Origin of the sequence: Pseudomonas sp. MWU16-30323, assembly GCF_020515595.1 — a bacterium.
GTDB classification, from domain to species: Bacteria; Pseudomonadota; Gammaproteobacteria; order Pseudomonadales; family Pseudomonadaceae; genus Aquipseudomonas; species Aquipseudomonas yamanorum.
The window spans coordinates 231,824-248,107 of the sequence record NZ_JAIWYM010000004.1; the positions used below are offsets into that span (position 1 = coordinate 231,824).

Sequence of the window (16,284 nt, forward strand, 5' to 3'; positions counted from 1 at the left end):
TCCGCAAAACCTGGCTGGGCCAAAAGCCGACCATTGCCGTCGGAATTGGTCAAAATTTGTGCTATATTCCGCGCCCGCGATTTTTCATCTCAACACCGGTCACCGTCATGCAAACAGCCAAGCCGTTATTTGACTATCCCAAGTACTGGGCCGAATGTTTCGGTCCTGCGCCATTCCTGCCCATGAGCAGGGAGGAGATGGATCAGCTTGGCTGGGATTCATGCGACATCATCATCGTCACCGGTGACGCGTACGTGGACCATCCGTCGTTCGGCATGGCAATCATCGGCCGGCTGCTGGAGTCCCAGGGCTTTCGCGTCGGGATCATTGCCCAGCCCAACTGGCAGTCCAAAGACGACTTCATGAAGCTCGGCGAGCCGAACCTGTTCTTCGGCGTCGCGGCCGGCAACATGGACTCGATGATCAACCGCTACACCGCCGACAAGAAAATCCGTTCCGATGACGCCTACACCCCCGGTGGCATGGCTGGCAAACGTCCGGACCGCGCGAGCCTGGTCTACAGCCAGCGCTGCAAGGAAGCCTACAAGCACGTGCCGATCGTGCTCGGCGGCATCGAAGCGTCCCTGCGCCGCATCGCCCACTACGACTACTGGCAGGACCGTGTACGCAACTCGATCCTGATCGACGCCTGCGCCGATATCCTGCTGTACGGCAACGCCGAGCGGGCCATTGTCGAAGTTGCCCAGCGCCTGTCGTGGGGCCACAAGATCGAAGACATCACCGACGTGCGCGGCACTGCGTTCATTCGCCGTGACACGCCTGAGGGCTGGTACGAGGTGGACTCCACCCGTATCGACCGTCCGGGCAAGATCGACAAGATCATCAACCCGTACGTGAACACCCAGGACACCCAGGCCTGCGCCATCGAGCAGGAAAAGGGCCCGGTTGAAGACCCGGAAGAGGCCAAGGTCGTACAGATCCTGGCCAGCCCGCGCATGACCCGAGACAAGACGGTGATTCGTCTGCCGTCCGTGGAAAAAGTCCGTGGCGACTCGGTGCTGTATGCCCACGCCAACCGCGTGCTCCACCTGGAAACCAACCCGGGCAACGCCCGCGCGCTGGTCCAGAAGCACGGCGAAGTGGACGTGTGGTTCAACCCGCCGCCCATTCCCATGACCACCGAAGAAATGGACTACGTGTTCGGCATGCCTTACGCCCGTGTTCCACACCCGGCGTACGGCAAGGAAAAGATCCCGGCCTACGACATGATCCGCTTCTCGGTAAACATCATGCGTGGCTGCTTCGGCGGCTGCACCTTCTGCTCGATCACCGAGCACGAAGGCCGGATCATCCAGAACCGTTCCGAAGAGTCGATCATTCGCGAAATCGAAGAGATCCGCGACAAGGTGCCAGGCTTCACCGGCGTCATCTCCGACCTCGGCGGCCCGACCGCGAACATGTACCGCATCGCCTGCAAGAGCCCGGAAATCGAATCCGCGTGCCGCAAGCCGTCCTGCGTGTTCCCGGGCATCTGCCCGAACCTGAACACCGACCACTCGTCGTTGATCCAGCTGTACCGCAGCGCCCGTGCGTTGCCGGGTGTGAAGAAGATCCTGATCGCTTCCGGCCTGCGCTACGACCTCGCGGTCGAGTCGCCGGAATACGTGAAAGAGCTGGTGACCCACCACGTTGGTGGCTACCTGAAGATCGCCCCGGAACACACCGAGGAAGGTCCGCTCAACCAGATGATGAAACCGGGCATTGGCAGCTATGACAAGTTCAAGCGCATGTTCGAGAAGTACACCAAGGAAGCGGGCAAGGAGCAGTACCTGATTCCTTACTTCATCGCCGCCCACCCGGGCACCACCGATGAAGACATGATGAACCTGGCCCTGTGGCTCAAGGGCAACGGCTTCCGCGCTGACCAGGTGCAGGCGTTCTACCCGTCGCCAATGGCCACCGCCACGGCGATGTACCACTCGGGCAAGAACCCACTGCGCAAGGTCACCTACAAGAGCGACGCGGTGACCATCGTCAAGAGCGAAGAACAGCGCCGTCTGCACAAGGCCTTCCTGCGCTACCACGACCCGAAAGGCTGGCCGATGCTGCGTGAAGCCTTGACCCGCATGGGCCGTGCCGACCTGATCGGGCCGGGCAAGGAGCAACTGATCCCGTTGCACCAGCCGGCCACCGACAGCTACCAGAGCGCCCGTCGCAAGAACTCGACGCCGGCTGGCAGCCACAAGGTTGCGAAGGAAACCACCACCAGGATCCTCACCCAGCACACCGGCCTGCCGCCCCGTGGCAGTGACGGCAGCAACCCGTGGGACAAGCGTGAGCAAGCCAAGGCCGCGGCCATGGCGCGCAACAAGCAGGCCGCCAAGGAACGCACCGACGCCGCCAAGGGCAAAGGCAAGAAGCCAGCCCGCAAGCCGGTCGTACCGCGTTGATCGCAGCCTGAATCGCAAAACGCCAGCCTCGTGCTGGCGTTTTGCTTTCTAGCGGGTGGGTAGCCTGTTTGTTAAGGTGGCGCCCATTAAATCGCCTTCGCGAGCAAGCCCGCTCCCACACTTGACCGGGTTCCGGCAGGGGAATGCGGTCAAATGTGGGAGCGGGCTTGCTCGCGAAAGCGTCAGTTCAGTCACCACCCATTTCAAGGAAGAACACCCCATGAGCAGCCCCCTGCTTGGCATCGGCATGGACTCCAACCGCTCCCAGTTCATGGCCCGCCAGCGCATCGAAAGCCAGATAAACCTGCCACGCCTGTTTGCTGCCATCGACGCCGATCCCGGCATTGTGGGGGCGGGCGTGGTGTATATCGATGCTGACTTCAATGTCGTCACCCTGCGCGAATTCAAACCGATTTGCAGCATCAGGCCCAAGCGCATCATTTTGCGTGAGGCGCAAAAATACATAGCCCCCGCACAGTTTGTGGAGCAGGTGAAGACCAACCCTCGGGAAGGGCGCCTCATGAGCGAGACGTTCGATATGGGGTTGTCATGCTCCGCTGCGGTGATCGGCTGGATCGTTGTCTTCAGCGGCAGCGTTGCCGTACCGTTTACGGCGGGAGCCAGTGCCTTTGTGGTCGGCATTGGTGTGACGGCGGCGCTGGCCAGCAGCGCGCAATGTGGGTTTGGCGTAGCGCGTACCTACAACGAAATCCTTGACCCCGATGCCAATGACCGTATGGATGACGCCGAATGGTACGGCGCTGTTTCCCCCATTCTTGATGCCGCTTCTTTGGTGGGTATCGGCACCGGCGCACTGACGACGGTGAGATTGCTCAAGGCCAACAAGGCCGCCGCGTTGGGCAAGAGTTGGTACGAACTGCTCAAGGGCTTGAGCCGCCAGGAACGCAAGAAGTTGACCAAGGAACTGCTGAGCCTGAGGGATCCCAGCCTGACGCCCAAGTTGCTCAAGTTGCAGCAGCGTACGGGCAAGCTGACGAAGAGTTTCAGCTCCACCGAAATTCGCCACGCAACCCTGACCCAAATGAAAGATGCACTGGGTGGCCTATTAGGCCTCACCGGCAGCTACCGTACCGGGAATGTTGGCGCCGCCAGCACCCTTGCAATTGGCTTGTACGAGGACCTGACGGAATGAACGGCTTTCCCGACATGGGCAGTTTTCTCGCACGCTATTTCCCGGTGTTCATGGGCACCATCTTCATGGCGATCTTTTCCGGGGCGTCTGCTGTATCCCTGGCGGGCGTGACTTATTTACGTGGCGTTGATCCGGGGCTCAAATCCAGCTACTCCGGGATTGCCATTCTGGTGTTGGTCACGGTGATAGTGTTTGGCAACGTAATGATCGCGCGCGGACGCTCGTGGGCCACCGGCTTGATGGCGGGTTACCTGGGATGTTGCCTGCTGTTCGTATTGCCGATGATTCAATACACCTCTCACGTGCTGGTCTATGGCTCGGCTGTACTCTTCCCGTTGTTGGGGTTATGGCTGCTCAACAGCAACCGCCACCGCGAAATGCGCCAGAAACTGCGCGAAGTGCGCCACCTGCGCGAAGCCGTGATCGCCAAGCACAAAGCACGGTGACTGGGTAGATTCACCACCCACCCTCACACGCCCGCCACAAATATGTGCAACCCTCGCACCACGACGGCAGCCATCGCGCCGTTTTGGTGCTGTACTGCACCGGGTCCCACGATAAAGCGTAATGACTGCTGCTCTGGCATAAGTCTTGCGCGCTTTGTTTTCATGCCCTGGCTCGCAGGAGGCCGCCGTGTCGATTCATGTCGCGTTGCACCACGTTACGCATTACCGCTACGACCGCGCGGTCGAGCTCGGCCCACAGATTGTTCGTCTGCGTCCGGCGGCTCATAGCCGCACGCGGATTCTGTCCTACGCGTTGAAGGTGCTGCCGGAGCAGCACTTCATCAATTGGCAACAAGACCCCCAGGGCAATTACCTGGCGCGCCTGGTGTTCCCGGAAAAGACTGACGAGTTGCGCATCGAAGTCGACCTGGTCGCGGAGATGGCGGTATTCAATCCGTTCGATTTCTTCCTGGAACCCTACGCCGAAAAAATCCCGTTCAGCTACGCCGCCGATGAGCAGCGCGAGCTGGCGCCGTACCTGGAAACATTGCCCCTGACCCCAAGATTCGCCGCGTATCTGGCGGGTATCGACCGCACGCCGTTGCCGGCGGTGGATTTCCTGGTGGGCCTCAACCAGCGCTTGGCCGCCGATATCGGCTACTTGATCCGCATGGAGCCAGGCGTACAGACCCCGGAATTCACCCTCGAAAACGCCTCCGGTTCCTGCCGGGATTCGGCATGGTTGCTGGTGCAACTGCTGCGTAATCTCGGGTTGGCGGCGCGCTTTGTGTCCGGCTATCTGATCCAGCTGACCGCCGACGTCAAAGCCCTCGACGGCCCGTCCGGCACCGAGGTGGATTTCACCGACCTGCATGCCTGGTGCGAAGTGTATTTGCCGGGCGCCGGCTGGATCGGCCTCGATGCCACCTCCGGCTTGTTCGCCGGTGAAGGGCATATCCCGTTGGCTTGTAGTCCTGATCCTTCCTCAGCAGCGCCCATCAGTGGCCTGGTGGAACCCTGCGAGTGCGAATTTACCCACGAGATGTCCGTAGAGCGGATTTGGGAAGCCCCACGGGTTACCAAGCCCTACACCGAAGAGCAGTGGCTGGCCATCCAGGCCCTGGGCCGGCAGATCGACGGTGACCTGCTCAAGGACGACGTGCGCCTGACCATGGGCGGCGAGCCGACCTTTGTCTCCATCGACGACCCCGACGGTGCGGAATGGAACACCGCCGCTCTCGGCCCGGACAAACGCCGATTGTCTGCCGAGCTGTTCCAGCGCATGCGCAAGCACTACGCGCCCAAGGGCCTGGTGCACTTTGGCCAGGGCAAGTGGTACCCCGGCGAACAACTGCCGCGCTGGTCCCTCAACTGCTACTGGCGCCGCGATGGCGTGCCGATCTGGCACAACAGCGCGCTGATCGCCGATGAGCAACAAAGCTATGGCGCCGACGGCGTGATGGCCGGGCGTTTTCTGGCCAGCGTCGCCGAGCGCCTGAAACTGCCTGCGCAGTTTGTATTCCCGGCCTACGAAGACAATTTCTATTACCTGTGGCGCGAAGGCGCCTTGCCGCAGAACGTCACCGCCGAAGATCCGCGCCTGGAGGACAAGCTCGAGCGCGAACGCCTGCGCAAAGTCTTCAGCCAGGGCCTGGATAAAGTCATCGGCCAGGTGCTGCCGCTGGCGCGTACGGCGGCCAATGACCGCTGGCAGAGCGGCCGCTGGTACCTGCGGGACAACCATTGCCGCCTCGTGCCGGGTGATTCGCCCCTGGGTTATCGCCTGCCACTGGCCTCGCAGCCGTGGGTGACGGCGGCGGACTATCCGTTCGTGCATCCCACCGATCCCAACCAGGACCTGGCCGACCTGCCGACCCCCTCACAGTTGCAAAGCCACGGGGAGGCGGCCGAGAGCAAAGACCGCATTCCGAAGATCGACGAATCCGCCGACTGGCTGACCCGCACCGCCCTGTGTGCCGAAGCACGGGAAGGCCGGCTCTACTTGTTCATGCCGCCGTTGGAGCGGGTCGAGGATTATCTGGAACTTGTGGCGGCCATCGAGGCCACCGCTGAAGAGCTGCATTGCCCGGTGCTGCTGGAAGGCTACGAGCCACCAAGCGACCCACGCCTGAGCAACTTCCGGGTGACGCCGGACCCGGGGGTGATCGAGGTCAACGTGCAGCCGTCCGCCACCTGGGACGAGTTGGTGGAGCGCACCGAGTTTCTCTACGAGGAAGCCCGGCAAACCCGCCTCACCACTGAAAAATTCATGATCGACGGCCGCCACACCGGCACCGGCGGCGGTAACCATTTCGTCCTCGGTGGTGCCACGCCGAAGGATTCGCCGTTCCTGCGGCGTCCCGACCTGCTGCGCAGCTTGATCAGCTACTGGCATAACCACCCGTCGTTGTCTTACCTGTTTTCCGGGCTGTTCATCGGCCCGACTTCCCAGGCGCCACGGGTCGACGAAGCGCGTAACGATGCGTTGTACGAGCTGGAAATTGCCTTCGCCCAGATGCCCGAAGTGGGCGAAGAATGCCCACCCTGGTTGGTGGACCGCCTGCTGCGCAACCTGCTGATCGACGTCACAGGCAACACCCACCGCGCCGAGTTCTGCATCGACAAGCTCTACTCGCCGGACGGCGCCACCGGCCGCCTGGGCCTGCTGGAACTGCGTGCCTTTGAAATGCCGCCTCACGCGCGCATGAGCCTGACCCAACAACTGCTGTTGCGGGCACTGGTCGCGCGCTTCTGGCGTGAACCCTATGCGCCGCCAAAGCTGGCGCGCTGGGGCACGGAATTGCACGACCGCTTCCTGCTGCCGCACTTTATCGAGCAGGATTTTGCCGACGTGATCGTCGAGCTGAACGCGGCCGGTTATCCGCTGCGGGCTGAATGGTTTGCTGCGCACCTGGAATTCCGTTTTCCCAAGGTGGGTGACTACGCCGTCAGCGGTATCGAACTGGAGCTGCGCCAGGCCCTGGAACCCTGGCACGTGCTGGGCGAGGAGGGCGCGGTGGGCGGTACGGTGCGCTACGTGGATTCGTCCCTGGAGCGCTTGCAGGTCAAGTTGAGCGGCCTGCCGCCCCAGCGTTACCTGCTGACCTGCAACGGCATCCCAGTGCCGTTGCAACCCACCGGGCGCGTGGGCGAGTTTGTGGCTGGCGTGCGCTATCGCGCGTGGCAGCCGGCCAACTGTTTGCAGCCGACGATTCCGGTGCATGCGCCACTGGTGTTCGATCTTTTGGACACATGGATGCAGCGCTCGCTGGGTGGTTGCCAGTACCATGTCGCCCATCCGGGCGGGCGCAATTACGACAGCCTGCCGGTGAATGCCAATGAAGCTGAAAGCCGGCGGATGGCACGGTTTTTCCGTCTGGGGCACAGTCCCGGTAAATTGCCGGTGCCGAGCGTGGTGATCAATGATGAATTGCCGATGACCCTGGATTTACGGCGCTTTGCAAAAAAGACAGAGGATTGAATGTACATAATCCCGAAAGCGACAAATCTCTAATGTGGGAGCTGGCTTGCCTGCGATAGCATCACCTCTGTACACCAGATGCACCGAGGTGCCTGCATCGCGGGCAAGCCCGGCTCCCACATACTGACTTCCCTTGCCTCTGCCGAGCGTTCCATGCCCGATTTGCTCGACCGTTACCCGCTGACCGCGGGCACTTATCACGAACTGCTGGACGACAGCGGCGCGGTTCGTGCCCATTGGCAGCGCCTGCTCGATCACCTGCAACGCAGCACCCCGGCGCAACTCGCCCAGCGCCAGGCCTTGCTGACCCGGCAGATCCAGGAAAACGGCGTGACCTACAACGTCTACGCCGACCCCAAGGGTGCCGATCGCCCCTGGGAGCTGGACCTGCTGCCCCACGTGCTGGCCGCCGATGAGTGGAAGCAACTTGCCGCCGGCATCGCCCAGCGCGCACGCCTGCTGAATGCGGTACTGGCCGATCTCTACGGCCCGCAACGCTTGATCGCCGAAGGCTTGCTGCCGGCTGAACTGGTGTTCGGCCACAACAATTTCCTGTGGCCATGCCAGGGCATCCAGCCGCCCGACGGCGCGTTTCTGCACCTGTACGCCGTGGACCTGGCGCGTACGCCGGATGGCCGCTGGTGGGTGACCGCCGACCGTACCCAGGCCCCGTCCGGCGCCGGTTATGCTTTGGAAAACCGCACCATCGTGTCCCGCGCCTTCCCGGACCTGTACCGTGACTTGCAGGTGCAGCACCTCACCGGGTTTTTCCGCACCTTGCAGGAAACCCTGGCCCGCCAGGCGCCGAGCGACGACCAGCCACCATTGATCGTGCTGCTGACTCCGGGCCGCTTCAACGAAAGCTATTTCGAACATTTGTACCTCGCCCGCCAGCTCGGCTACCCGCTGGTGGAAGGCGGCGACCTGACCGTGCGCGACGCCACGGTGTACCTGAAAACCCTCAGCGGCCTGCGCCGGGTGCACGCGATCATGCGTCGCCTGGACGACGACTTCTGCGACCCGCTGGAACTGCGCACCGACTCGGCCCTCGGCGTGCCTGGCCTGTTGGACGCTGTGCGCCAAGGCAATGTGCTGGTGGCCAACGCCCTGGGCAGTGGTGTGCTGGAGTCCCCCGGCCTGCTGGGCTTTTTGCCGAAGATCAATCAATTCCTGTTTGGCGAAGAACTGATCCTGCCGTCCATCGCCACCTGGTGGTGCGGTGAGGCGCCGGTGCTGGCCGAAGCCCTGGAAAAACTGCCGGAGCTGCTGATCAAGCCGGCGTTCCCGTCGCAAAGTTTCACCCCGGTGTTTGGTCGCGACTTGAACGACGAACAACGCGAGGCCCTGGCCGAACGCATGCGCGCGCGGCCTTACGCCTACGTCGCCCAGGAACTGGCGCAGTTGTCACAGGCGCCGGTCTGGCACACCGTCGACGATCACCTTCAACACCGCGCCATCGGCATGCGTGTGTACGCCGTAGCCAGCGCCGACGGTTACCGGGTTTTGCCCGGTGGCCTGACCCGCGTAGCAGCCGAAGCCGATGCCGAAGTGGTGTCGATGCAACGCGGCGGTGCAAGCAAGGACACCTGGGTGCTCGGCGAACGCGCCCTCGGTACCGAACAATGGCGCGCCCAGCGGGCCATCGGCGCCCACGACCTGGTACGGCGTGATCCGTACCTGCCGTCGCGGGTGGTGGAAAACCTGTTCTGGTTTGGCCGTTATTGCGAGCGCTGTGATGACAGCGCGCGCTGGCTGCGGATCGTCCTCGCCCGCTATGTCGACGGAGACGACCCGCTGGCGCTGCAGGCGGCCGTTGAGCTGGGTGAGAACCTGCGACTGTTGCCGGAGGAGGGCGAACTGCCTGAGCGGCTTCAGGCGGCGTTGCTCGGTGATGACTGGCCGTCGAGCCTGCGGGCCAACCTGCAGCGCTTGCAATGGGCGGCGTCCCAGGTGCGCGGCAAGCTGTCTCGGGAAAACTGGCAGGCGCTGGTGGAGTTGCAGCGCGAAGCCCTGGAGCTGGAGAGCGAAGAACCGGACTTCGGCGAACTGCTGGATTTCCTCAACCGCCTGGTGATGTCCCTCGCGGCGCTGTCGGGCTTTGCCCTCGACGACATGACCCGCGACGAAGGCTGGCGTTTCTTGATGATGGGCCGGCGCATCGAGCGCCTGCAATTTCTCAGCAGCAGCCTGGCGGCCTTCCTGCGTGGCGTGGCGGTGTTCGATCAGGCCGGGCTGGAGTGGTTGCTGGAACTGGGCAACAGCAGCATCACCTATCGATCGCGCTACCTCGCGGTGCCGCAATTGATCCCGGTGCTGGACCTGTTGCTGCTGGATGAGCAAAACCCCCACGCGGTGCTGTTCCAGCTGAAGCTGGTGAGCCGCACCTTGCGCCGCTTGAATGACGATTTCGGCGTGCCCCGGGAAACCGGACTGGCGCCATTGGTGGAGCGCCTGGCGCGCTTTGACCTGGGTTGCCTGGAGAACCCGCTGTTCGGCGAGTCCAGTGTGCGCGCTGCGCTGGATGGCCTGGCCGACCTGCTGCAAGCGGTGGCCGATGAAAGCGGGCAAGTCTCCGACCGCCTGGCCTTGCGCCATTTTGCCCATGTGGACGATGTCAGCCAGCAAACGGTGTCTGTGTGATGAGTGCCCGCTACCAGATTTTCCACGATACCCATTACCACTACGACAGCCCGGTGTCCCTGGCCCAGCAGCTGGCGCACCTGTGGCCGCGGCCTTGCGCGTGGCAGCGCTGCAGCTCGCAGCAACTGGAGATCAGCCCCGAGCCGACCTCGCGCCGGGATGAGCTGGACGTGTTTGGTAACCCGATCACCCGGCTGGCGTTCGAGCGGCCCCATGATGAACTGTTGGTCAACGCCGGGCTGACGGTGGAAGTGCTGGCGCGGCCGGTGCTGGATTTCAGCCTGTCGCCGGCCTGGGACCAGACCCGTAACGGCCTGACCTACAGCAGCCAGCCGCTGTCGGCCGAAGTGATCGAGGCCTGCCGCTATCGGTTCGAATCGCCCTATGTGCATTTGAAGAAAAGCTTCGTCGAGTTCTCCGAAGACTGTTTCCCGGCCGGTCGCCCGTTGCTGCTGGGTGTACAGGCGCTGATGGAAAAGATTTTCAGCGAGTTCACCTTCGATGCCGAGGCCACCCAGGTCGCCACGCCGCTGGTGGAAGTGCTGGAGCGCCGGCGCGGCGTGTGCCAGGACTTTGCCCACCTGATGCTCGCGTGCCTGCGCTCCCGGGGCCTGGCGGCGCGGTATATCAGTGGTTACCTGCTGACCCAGCCACCGCCCGGCCAGCCACGGTTGATCGGCGCGGATGCGTCCCACGCGTGGGTATCGGTGTTTTGCCCGGTGTCGGGTTGGGTGGATTTTGATCCGACCAACAATGTGCAGCCGGCACTGGAACACATCACCCTGGCCTGGGGCCGGGATTTTTCCGATGTTTCGCCGTTGCGAGGGGTGATTCTGGGGGGAGGGAGCCATGACCCGGAAGTGCGGGTGACGGTGATGCCGCTGGAGTAATGCACAAGATCGTTCCCACGCTCCGCGTGGGAATGCCTGCTGTGACGCTCTGCGTCACCCTGCACATATCTCAAATCGGGACGCGGAGCGCCCCAGGATGCATTCCCACGCGGAGCGTGGGAACGATCACCTATTCAGCGTCTTTCGGTGCTTCGGTTTCGTCTGTAGCCACTGTACCTTCAGCATCCGGGTTCAGTGCACCGGCTTCTTCGTCGGCTGCCATTTTCTTGCGCTGCAGCTTTTCCTCTTTCTTCTGCTCTTTGGCCAAGTCTCTCTGACGTTTGGCGAAGGAGTAATTAGGTTTTGCCATGGGCGATCCTCTGGGGTCGAAGGTGAGGTTGAGCGGCGCGTATTCTGCCTTTAATCGCGTCCCAAGGGTTAATCGGGTTTTTGGTCCACCCATTTGGGCAAGACCAGCGGTTGCCAGGCATCCAGTACGTCAAGCAGCTCAGCCGGCGATTCGCTCATTTGCAGCATGGCACGATGTGGTGCCCGGACGAAGCCTTCGCCGACGATATGATCAAGAAAATCGGTCAACTTGCGGTAAAAGCCGTTCACTTCGAGCAAGCCCAGCGGTTTGCCGTGGTAGCCGAGCTGGCCCCAGGTCCAGACTTCGAACAGTTCTTCCAGGGTGCCCAGGCCGCCCGGCAGCGCAATAAAGGCGTCGCTCAGCTCGGCCATTCGGGCCTTGCGGGCGTGCATGCCGTCGACCACTTCCAGGCGGGTCAGGCCTTTGTGGCCGATTTCGAGGTTTTTCAGGCTTTCGGGAATAATCCCGATCACTTCACCGCCGGCTTCCAGGGCGGCATCGGCAACGATGCCCATCAGGCCCACGGCGCCACCGCCGTACACCAGGGTCAGCTTGCGCTCGGCCAGCGCGCGCCCGAGGGCTACGGCTGCTTCACGGTAGGCCGGATTGGTGCCGCTGCTGGCACCGCAAAACACACAGACAGACTTCAAGGACATACCTGACTCCACTCAGTTGTGGCTAAAGAGTAAAGGCTGGCATGCGTCTCTCAAAGGATTAAACCTCGCGTTGAGGCGTTTCGCAGGTGCCGCTGGCGCCACAGGCATAGGCGGCAAGCAGGCTGCGGAACAGGCTATTGAGGGGCATGGCTCGGACTCCGGAAGGGTGATGGGCCGATCATAGGCCGGCACCCGTACTTTGGCCGGTAGATTGTGTCGATGAGTCTGATAGCCTAAAGTTGTATACAATCTGTTGATGCAGATCATAAGAATTCCCGCCTGCCTCAGGCACCCTTGTCGCACTATGCGTTTTTTAAACCCTGCCCTGGAGATTCACATGTTTGCCAAACTCGTTGCTGTTTCCCTGCTGACTCTGGCTAGCGGCCAGTTGCTTGCTGCAGAGTGCAAGGTCACTGTCGACTCCACTGACCAGATGTCCTTCAACACCAAGGCCATCGAAATCGACAAGAGCTGTAAGACGTTCACCGTTGAGTTGACCCACTCCGGCAGCTTGCCGAAAAACGTCATGGGCCATAACTGGGTGCTGAGCTCCGCCGCCGACATGCCTGGGATCGCCAGCGACGGCATGGCCGCCGGTATCGACAAGAACTACCTGAAAGACGGCGACACCCGCATCATCGCCCACACCAAGATCATCGGTGCTGGCGAGAAAGACTCCGTGACCTTCGATGTGTCGAAGCTGGCGGCAGGCACTGACTATGCGTTCTTCTGCTCGTTCCCAGGCCACATCTCGATGATGAAAGGCACTGTGACCCTGAAGTAAGCAACTTTCAGGCAAAAAAAAGCGCCCGTCGGGGCGCTTTTTTTTGGCTGTGGGCAAGCTGCTTTTGTGGCGAGGGAGCTTGCTCCCGCTGGGCTGCGGAGCAGCCCCAATAAGGTCACCGCGTATCAGGGGGCGCTTCGCGCCCCAGCGGGAGCAAGCTCCCTCGCCACAGCAAGCTCCTTCACCACAGCAAGCTCCTTCACCACAGCAAGCTCCCTCGCCACAGCAAACTCCTTCACCACAGCAAAGTCCCTCAGCACAACAAGCCCTTTTGCCACAATGAACGGCGACGTCAGCTCAGGGCGCAAACGGCATCACCCGCTTGTGCTCGGTCTTGCGATAGGTGTCGCAGATGATCTTGAAGGCTTCCTCGCGCACCGGCTCGCCGTGCAGGAACGCATCGATCTCGGCATAGGTCACGCCATGGGACGCTTCGTCCGGCTTGCCCGGCGACAGGTCTTCCAGGTCGGCCGTCGGGATTTTCTCCACCAACGATTCCGGTGCACCAAAGTGCCGGGCAATCGCGCGTACCTGGCTCTTCACCAGCCCGCTCAGCGGCGCCAGGTCGCAGGCGCCATCACCGAACTTGGTGAAAAAGCCCATCACGGCTTCCGCCGCATGGTCGGTACCGATCACCAGGCCACCGGCTGCGCCGGCGATGGTGTACTGCGCCACCATGCGCATGCGCGCCTTGGTGTTGCCCAGTACGAAGTCCCGGGAAACGGCGGCCTTGCCTTCAAACGCTGCCACTTCATTGGCCAGGGCTTTCACCGCCGGGCCGATGTTCACGGTGTGGCGCTCATCGGGTTCGATAAAGTCCACGGATGCCTGGGCGTCGTGTTCGTCGAACTGGGTTTCGTAGGGCAGGCGCACCGCGATAAAGCGGTAGGCGTCGTCTCCCTTGGCAGCACGCAACTCTTGCATCGCACGCTGGGCCAGCAGGCCGGCGGTCAGGGAGTCGACGCCGCCGCTGATGCCCAGCACCAACGTCTTGAGGCCTGAATTGAGCAGGCAGTCCTGGATAAAGGTAACGCGCCGGGCGACCTCCGCCTCAAGGGCGGCCTGGTCCTTGAACGGTGGTTGGACCTTGAGCTGTTCAGCAATCTCGCGCTGTACGGCTTGCATGATTCACTCCTTGCTGGGTAGGGCAGGTACTTTGAAAACGTGGCGCAAATAGGCGACAAAGTTCGGATCGGTGCAGTGGGTCTTGCCCGCTTCATCGGAAATCTTCGCGACGGGCTGGCCATTACAGGCAGTCATTTTAAGCACGATGCTCATCGGTTCCACACCGGGAATATCACAGGTCAGGTTGGTGCCGATGCCGAAGCTCACATTGATCCGACCACGCAGCGCGCGGAAAATCTCCAGCGCCTTGGGCAGCGACAGGCTGTCGGAGAACACCAGGGTCTTGCTCATCGGCTCGATCCCCAGCTTGTGATAGTGGGCAATCGCCTTTTCGGCCCATTGCACCGGGTCACCGGAGTCGTGGCGCAAGCCGTCGAAGAGCTTGGCGAAGTACAGGTCGAAATCGCCGAGGAACGCATCGGTGGTGATGCAATCGGTCAGGGCGATGCCCAGCAGGCCACGGTACTCGCGCACCCAGCAGTCGAGGGCGGCGATCTGGCTGTCGATCAGCCGGGGGCCGAGTTGCTGGTGGGCCATGATCCATTCGTGAGCCATGGTGCCCAGCGGCTTCATGTTCAGCTCGCGGGCCAGGTGCACGTTGCTGGTGCCGACAAAACGCCCGGGGAAGTCGTGCTTGAGCACGTTCACCACTTCTTCCTGCACGCGGAAGGAGAAGCGCCGACGGGTGCCGAAATCCGCCACCTGCAATTCGGAGAGCTCTTCGACGCTGGCGTTGGCGGTCAGCCAGTCGAACTTGCGATACAGCTGCTCGCGGGCTTGTTCGAGGATCACAGTCTGGTAGCGATAGCGGTTACGCACTTCGCTGACGATGGCCAGCATCGGCACTTCAAACAGAATCACGTGCAGCCACGGCCCGCGCAGGCGGATAAACAGCTCGCCGTTTTCGATGCCGGTGTGCACGTAGCGCAGGTTGAAGCGAAACAGCCCGAGGAAGCGCAGGAAATCCGGCTTCATGAAGCTGATGCGCTCCAGGAAACCCAACTGGTCGGGGCTCAGGCTCAGCTCGGCGAGGCGCTCGATCTGGTAGCGGATCTCCGCCAGGTACGGGCGCAGGTCTTCACTGTTACGGCAACGAAATTCCCATTCAACTTCCACGTTCGGGTAGTTGTGCAGCACCGCCTGCATCATGGTCAGCTTGTAGAAGTCGGTGTCGAGCAGGTTCTGCACGATGCGATCGGCAAACACACTCTCGCTCATAACGGGAATCTCCAGACGGGTCGGCGATGGGCGCCGACCTTTACGCACAATTAAGGAATGGCGCTAGTGGCGCATAGACCTGTGCTGTTTTGCCAGTGATTTTTTTGAGGATGGCTACTGGCGCCATCGCAGGCAAGCCAGCTCCCACAGATGAATGCATTCCAAAAGGTGGGAGCTGGCTTGCCTGCGATAGCGGTATTGCAGGCAAAAAAGGTCAATCAGACTCAACCTGCTCCATCATCCACTTCACAAAATCCCGCACCTTGGGCACTTCCGCCGAGTGCTCGGGGTAGGCCAGGTAATAGGCATCCTGGCTCGGCATCGCGTGCTGCCAGGGGATCACCAGCTTGCCTTCGGCCAACTCTTCTTCCACCAGAAACCTGGGCAATAGCGCCACGCCGCAGCCCACTTGTGCGGCGCGGATGCACATATAAAAGGTTTCGAAGCGCGGCCCGTGGTAGCTGTGTTCGGTGTGATAACCCTGGGCGGCGAACCAGTCGTGCCAGCCCTGGGGGCGCGAGGCGTTTTGCAGCAGCACCAGTTCGCTGAGTTGCGTGGGGTCGGTAAACGGTTGCGCGGGCAGGCTGTCGGGCGAGCACACGGGCACCAGTTCTTCGCTGAACAGCTTCAGGCTTTCGGTGCCGGGCCGTGAGCCCTGGCCGAAATAGAAGGCCAGGTCGGCCTTGCCTTGCAGCAACTCGTCGGGCTCCTGTTCGTTGCACAGGTCCAGGTGAATCTGCGGATGCCGCAGTCGCCAGCCCTTGAGGCGTGGCACCAGCCAGCGCGCGCCGAAGGTGTAGGGCGTGGAGACCCGCAGCACTTCAGTCTCGCCGCCGTAGGAGCGCAGGTAATGGGTGGACATCTCCACCTGGGTGAGGATCTTGCGCACTTCCACCAGGTACAGATCGCCCGCCGGGGTCATCTGCAAGCGACGGCGCACCCGGCGAAACAGCAGGTGCTGCAGCAGTTCTTCCAGCTGCGCGACCTGTTTGCTGACGGCGCTCTGGGTGAGGTTCAGCTCTTCGGCGGCGCGAGTAAAACTCAGGTGGCGGGTGACCGCTTCGAAACACTGCAGGGCGGTGATCGAGGGCAAATGTCTTTTATTCAGCACGGCACGCCTCTTTTTGTTCTTAGCATGAATAAACGGAATGATATCTCGCCTAATCGTCG

At 62.0% G+C, this 16,284-nt stretch carries 12 protein-coding genes; 7 read left to right on the top strand and 5 right to left on the bottom strand.

Going from position 1 to position 16,284, the window contains the following annotated elements:
• The first annotated feature begins 107 nt into the window (after positions 1 to 107).
• The 6 genes from LIY45_RS07500 to LIY45_RS07525 all read left to right on the top strand — a co-directional run bounded on the left by LIY45_RS07500 (position 108) and on the right by LIY45_RS07525 (position 11,021).
• Positions 108 to 2,411 (top strand): YgiQ family radical SAM protein, encoded by a 2,304-nt coding sequence (locus LIY45_RS07500; protein ID WP_026078089.1) that lies wholly within the window; start codon positions 108 to 110, stop codon positions 2,409 to 2,411.
• Positions 2,412 to 2,631: 220 nt separating this feature from the next.
• Complete coding sequence (locus LIY45_RS07505) at positions 2,632 to 3,564, top strand: NAD synthetase (protein ID WP_226475846.1); 933 nt, start codon at positions 2,632 to 2,634, stop codon at positions 3,562 to 3,564.
• The gene (locus LIY45_RS07510; protein ID WP_226475847.1) at positions 3,561 to 4,010 is read left to right on the top strand and encodes a hypothetical protein; all 450 of its coding nucleotides are present in this window, start codon (positions 3,561 to 3,563) and stop codon (positions 4,008 to 4,010) included. Before LIY45_RS07505 ends, LIY45_RS07510 begins: the two co-directional genes overlap by 4 nt.
• Positions 4,011 to 4,197: 187 nt before the next feature.
• Positions 4,198 to 7,491, top strand: coding sequence for a transglutaminase family protein (locus LIY45_RS07515; RefSeq protein WP_226475848.1), 3,294 nt, complete (start codon positions 4,198 to 4,200; stop codon positions 7,489 to 7,491).
• A gap of 153 nt (positions 7,492 to 7,644) precedes the next feature.
• The gene (locus LIY45_RS07520) at positions 7,645 to 10,131 is read left to right on the top strand and encodes a circularly permuted type 2 ATP-grasp protein (protein ID WP_226475849.1); all 2,487 of its coding nucleotides are present in this window, start codon (positions 7,645 to 7,647) and stop codon (positions 10,129 to 10,131) included.
• Complete coding sequence (locus LIY45_RS07525) at positions 10,131 to 11,021, top strand: transglutaminase family protein (RefSeq protein ID WP_017478354.1); 891 nt, start codon at positions 10,131 to 10,133, stop codon at positions 11,019 to 11,021. The genes LIY45_RS07520 and LIY45_RS07525 overlap by 1 nt, the downstream gene beginning before the upstream one ends.
• Before the next feature lie 130 nt (positions 11,022 to 11,151).
• Here LIY45_RS07525 and LIY45_RS07530 read toward each other — a convergent pair whose 3' ends face one another.
• Positions 11,152 to 11,331: a hypothetical protein gene (locus LIY45_RS07530; protein WP_226475850.1), complete on the bottom strand. Its 180-nt coding sequence runs from the start codon at positions 11,329 to 11,331 to the stop codon at positions 11,152 to 11,154.
• Positions 11,332 to 11,399: 68 nt separating this feature from the next.
• Positions 11,400 to 11,987 carry a TIGR00730 family Rossman fold protein gene (locus LIY45_RS07535; protein WP_003217468.1) on the bottom strand — a complete coding sequence of 196 codons (588 nt, stop codon included), beginning with the start codon at positions 11,985 to 11,987 and terminating at the stop codon, positions 11,400 to 11,402.
• A 337-nt stretch (positions 11,988 to 12,324) separates the two neighbouring features.
• On the opposite strand from LIY45_RS07535, the gene azu reads away from it, so the two are divergent.
• Positions 12,325 to 12,771, top strand: coding sequence for an azurin (gene azu, locus LIY45_RS07540; protein WP_008439083.1), 447 nt, complete (start codon positions 12,325 to 12,327; stop codon positions 12,769 to 12,771).
• A gap of 297 nt (positions 12,772 to 13,068) precedes the next feature.
• On the opposite strand, the gene nadE is transcribed toward azu, so the two are convergent.
• From nadE to LIY45_RS07555, 3 genes are all read right to left on the bottom strand, one after another.
• Positions 13,069 to 13,896, bottom strand: a complete 828-nt coding sequence (gene nadE, locus LIY45_RS07545) for an ammonia-dependent NAD(+) synthetase (protein ID WP_226475851.1) — start codon at positions 13,894 to 13,896, stop codon at positions 13,069 to 13,071.
• Between the two features lie 3 nt (positions 13,897 to 13,899).
• Positions 13,900 to 15,114 carry a nicotinate phosphoribosyltransferase gene (pncB, locus tag LIY45_RS07550; protein ID WP_226475852.1) on the bottom strand — a complete coding sequence of 405 codons (1,215 nt, stop codon included), beginning with the start codon at positions 15,112 to 15,114 and terminating at the stop codon, positions 13,900 to 13,902.
• Positions 15,115 to 15,328: 214 nt separating this feature from the next.
• Positions 15,329 to 16,225 carry a LysR family transcriptional regulator gene (locus LIY45_RS07555; protein WP_017478360.1) on the bottom strand — a complete coding sequence of 299 codons (897 nt, stop codon included), beginning with the start codon at positions 16,223 to 16,225 and terminating at the stop codon, positions 15,329 to 15,331.
• Positions 16,226 to 16,284: the final 59 nt, after the last annotated feature.

What these genes read in the sequence shown, in the direction of transcription:
- pncB (WP_226475852.1), bottom strand. Translation starts at nt 15,114, where the DNA reads ATGAGCGAGAGTGTGTTTGCCGATCGCATCGTGCAGAACCTGCTCGAC.
- LIY45_RS07535 (WP_003217468.1), bottom strand. Translation starts at nt 11,987, where the DNA reads ATGTCCTTGAAGTCTGTCTGTGTGTTTTGCGGTGCCAGCAGCGGCACC.
- LIY45_RS07525 (WP_017478354.1), top strand. Translation starts at nt 10,131, where the DNA reads ATGAGTGCCCGCTACCAGATTTTCCACGATACCCATTACCACTACGAC.
- LIY45_RS07510 (WP_226475847.1), top strand. Translation starts at nt 3,561, where the DNA reads ATGAACGGCTTTCCCGACATGGGCAGTTTTCTCGCACGCTATTTCCCG.
- azu (WP_008439083.1), top strand. Translation starts at nt 12,325, where the DNA reads ATGTTTGCCAAACTCGTTGCTGTTTCCCTGCTGACTCTGGCTAGCGGC.
- LIY45_RS07505 (WP_226475846.1), top strand. Translation starts at nt 2,632, where the DNA reads ATGAGCAGCCCCCTGCTTGGCATCGGCATGGACTCCAACCGCTCCCAG.
- LIY45_RS07530 (WP_226475850.1), bottom strand. Translation starts at nt 11,331, where the DNA reads ATGGCAAAACCTAATTACTCCTTCGCCAAACGTCAGAGAGACTTGGCC.
- LIY45_RS07520 (WP_226475849.1), top strand. Translation starts at nt 7,645, where the DNA reads ATGCCCGATTTGCTCGACCGTTACCCGCTGACCGCGGGCACTTATCAC.
- LIY45_RS07500 (WP_026078089.1), top strand. Translation starts at nt 108, where the DNA reads ATGCAAACAGCCAAGCCGTTATTTGACTATCCCAAGTACTGGGCCGAA.
- nadE (WP_226475851.1), bottom strand. Translation starts at nt 13,896, where the DNA reads ATGCAAGCCGTACAGCGCGAGATTGCTGAACAGCTCAAGGTCCAACCA.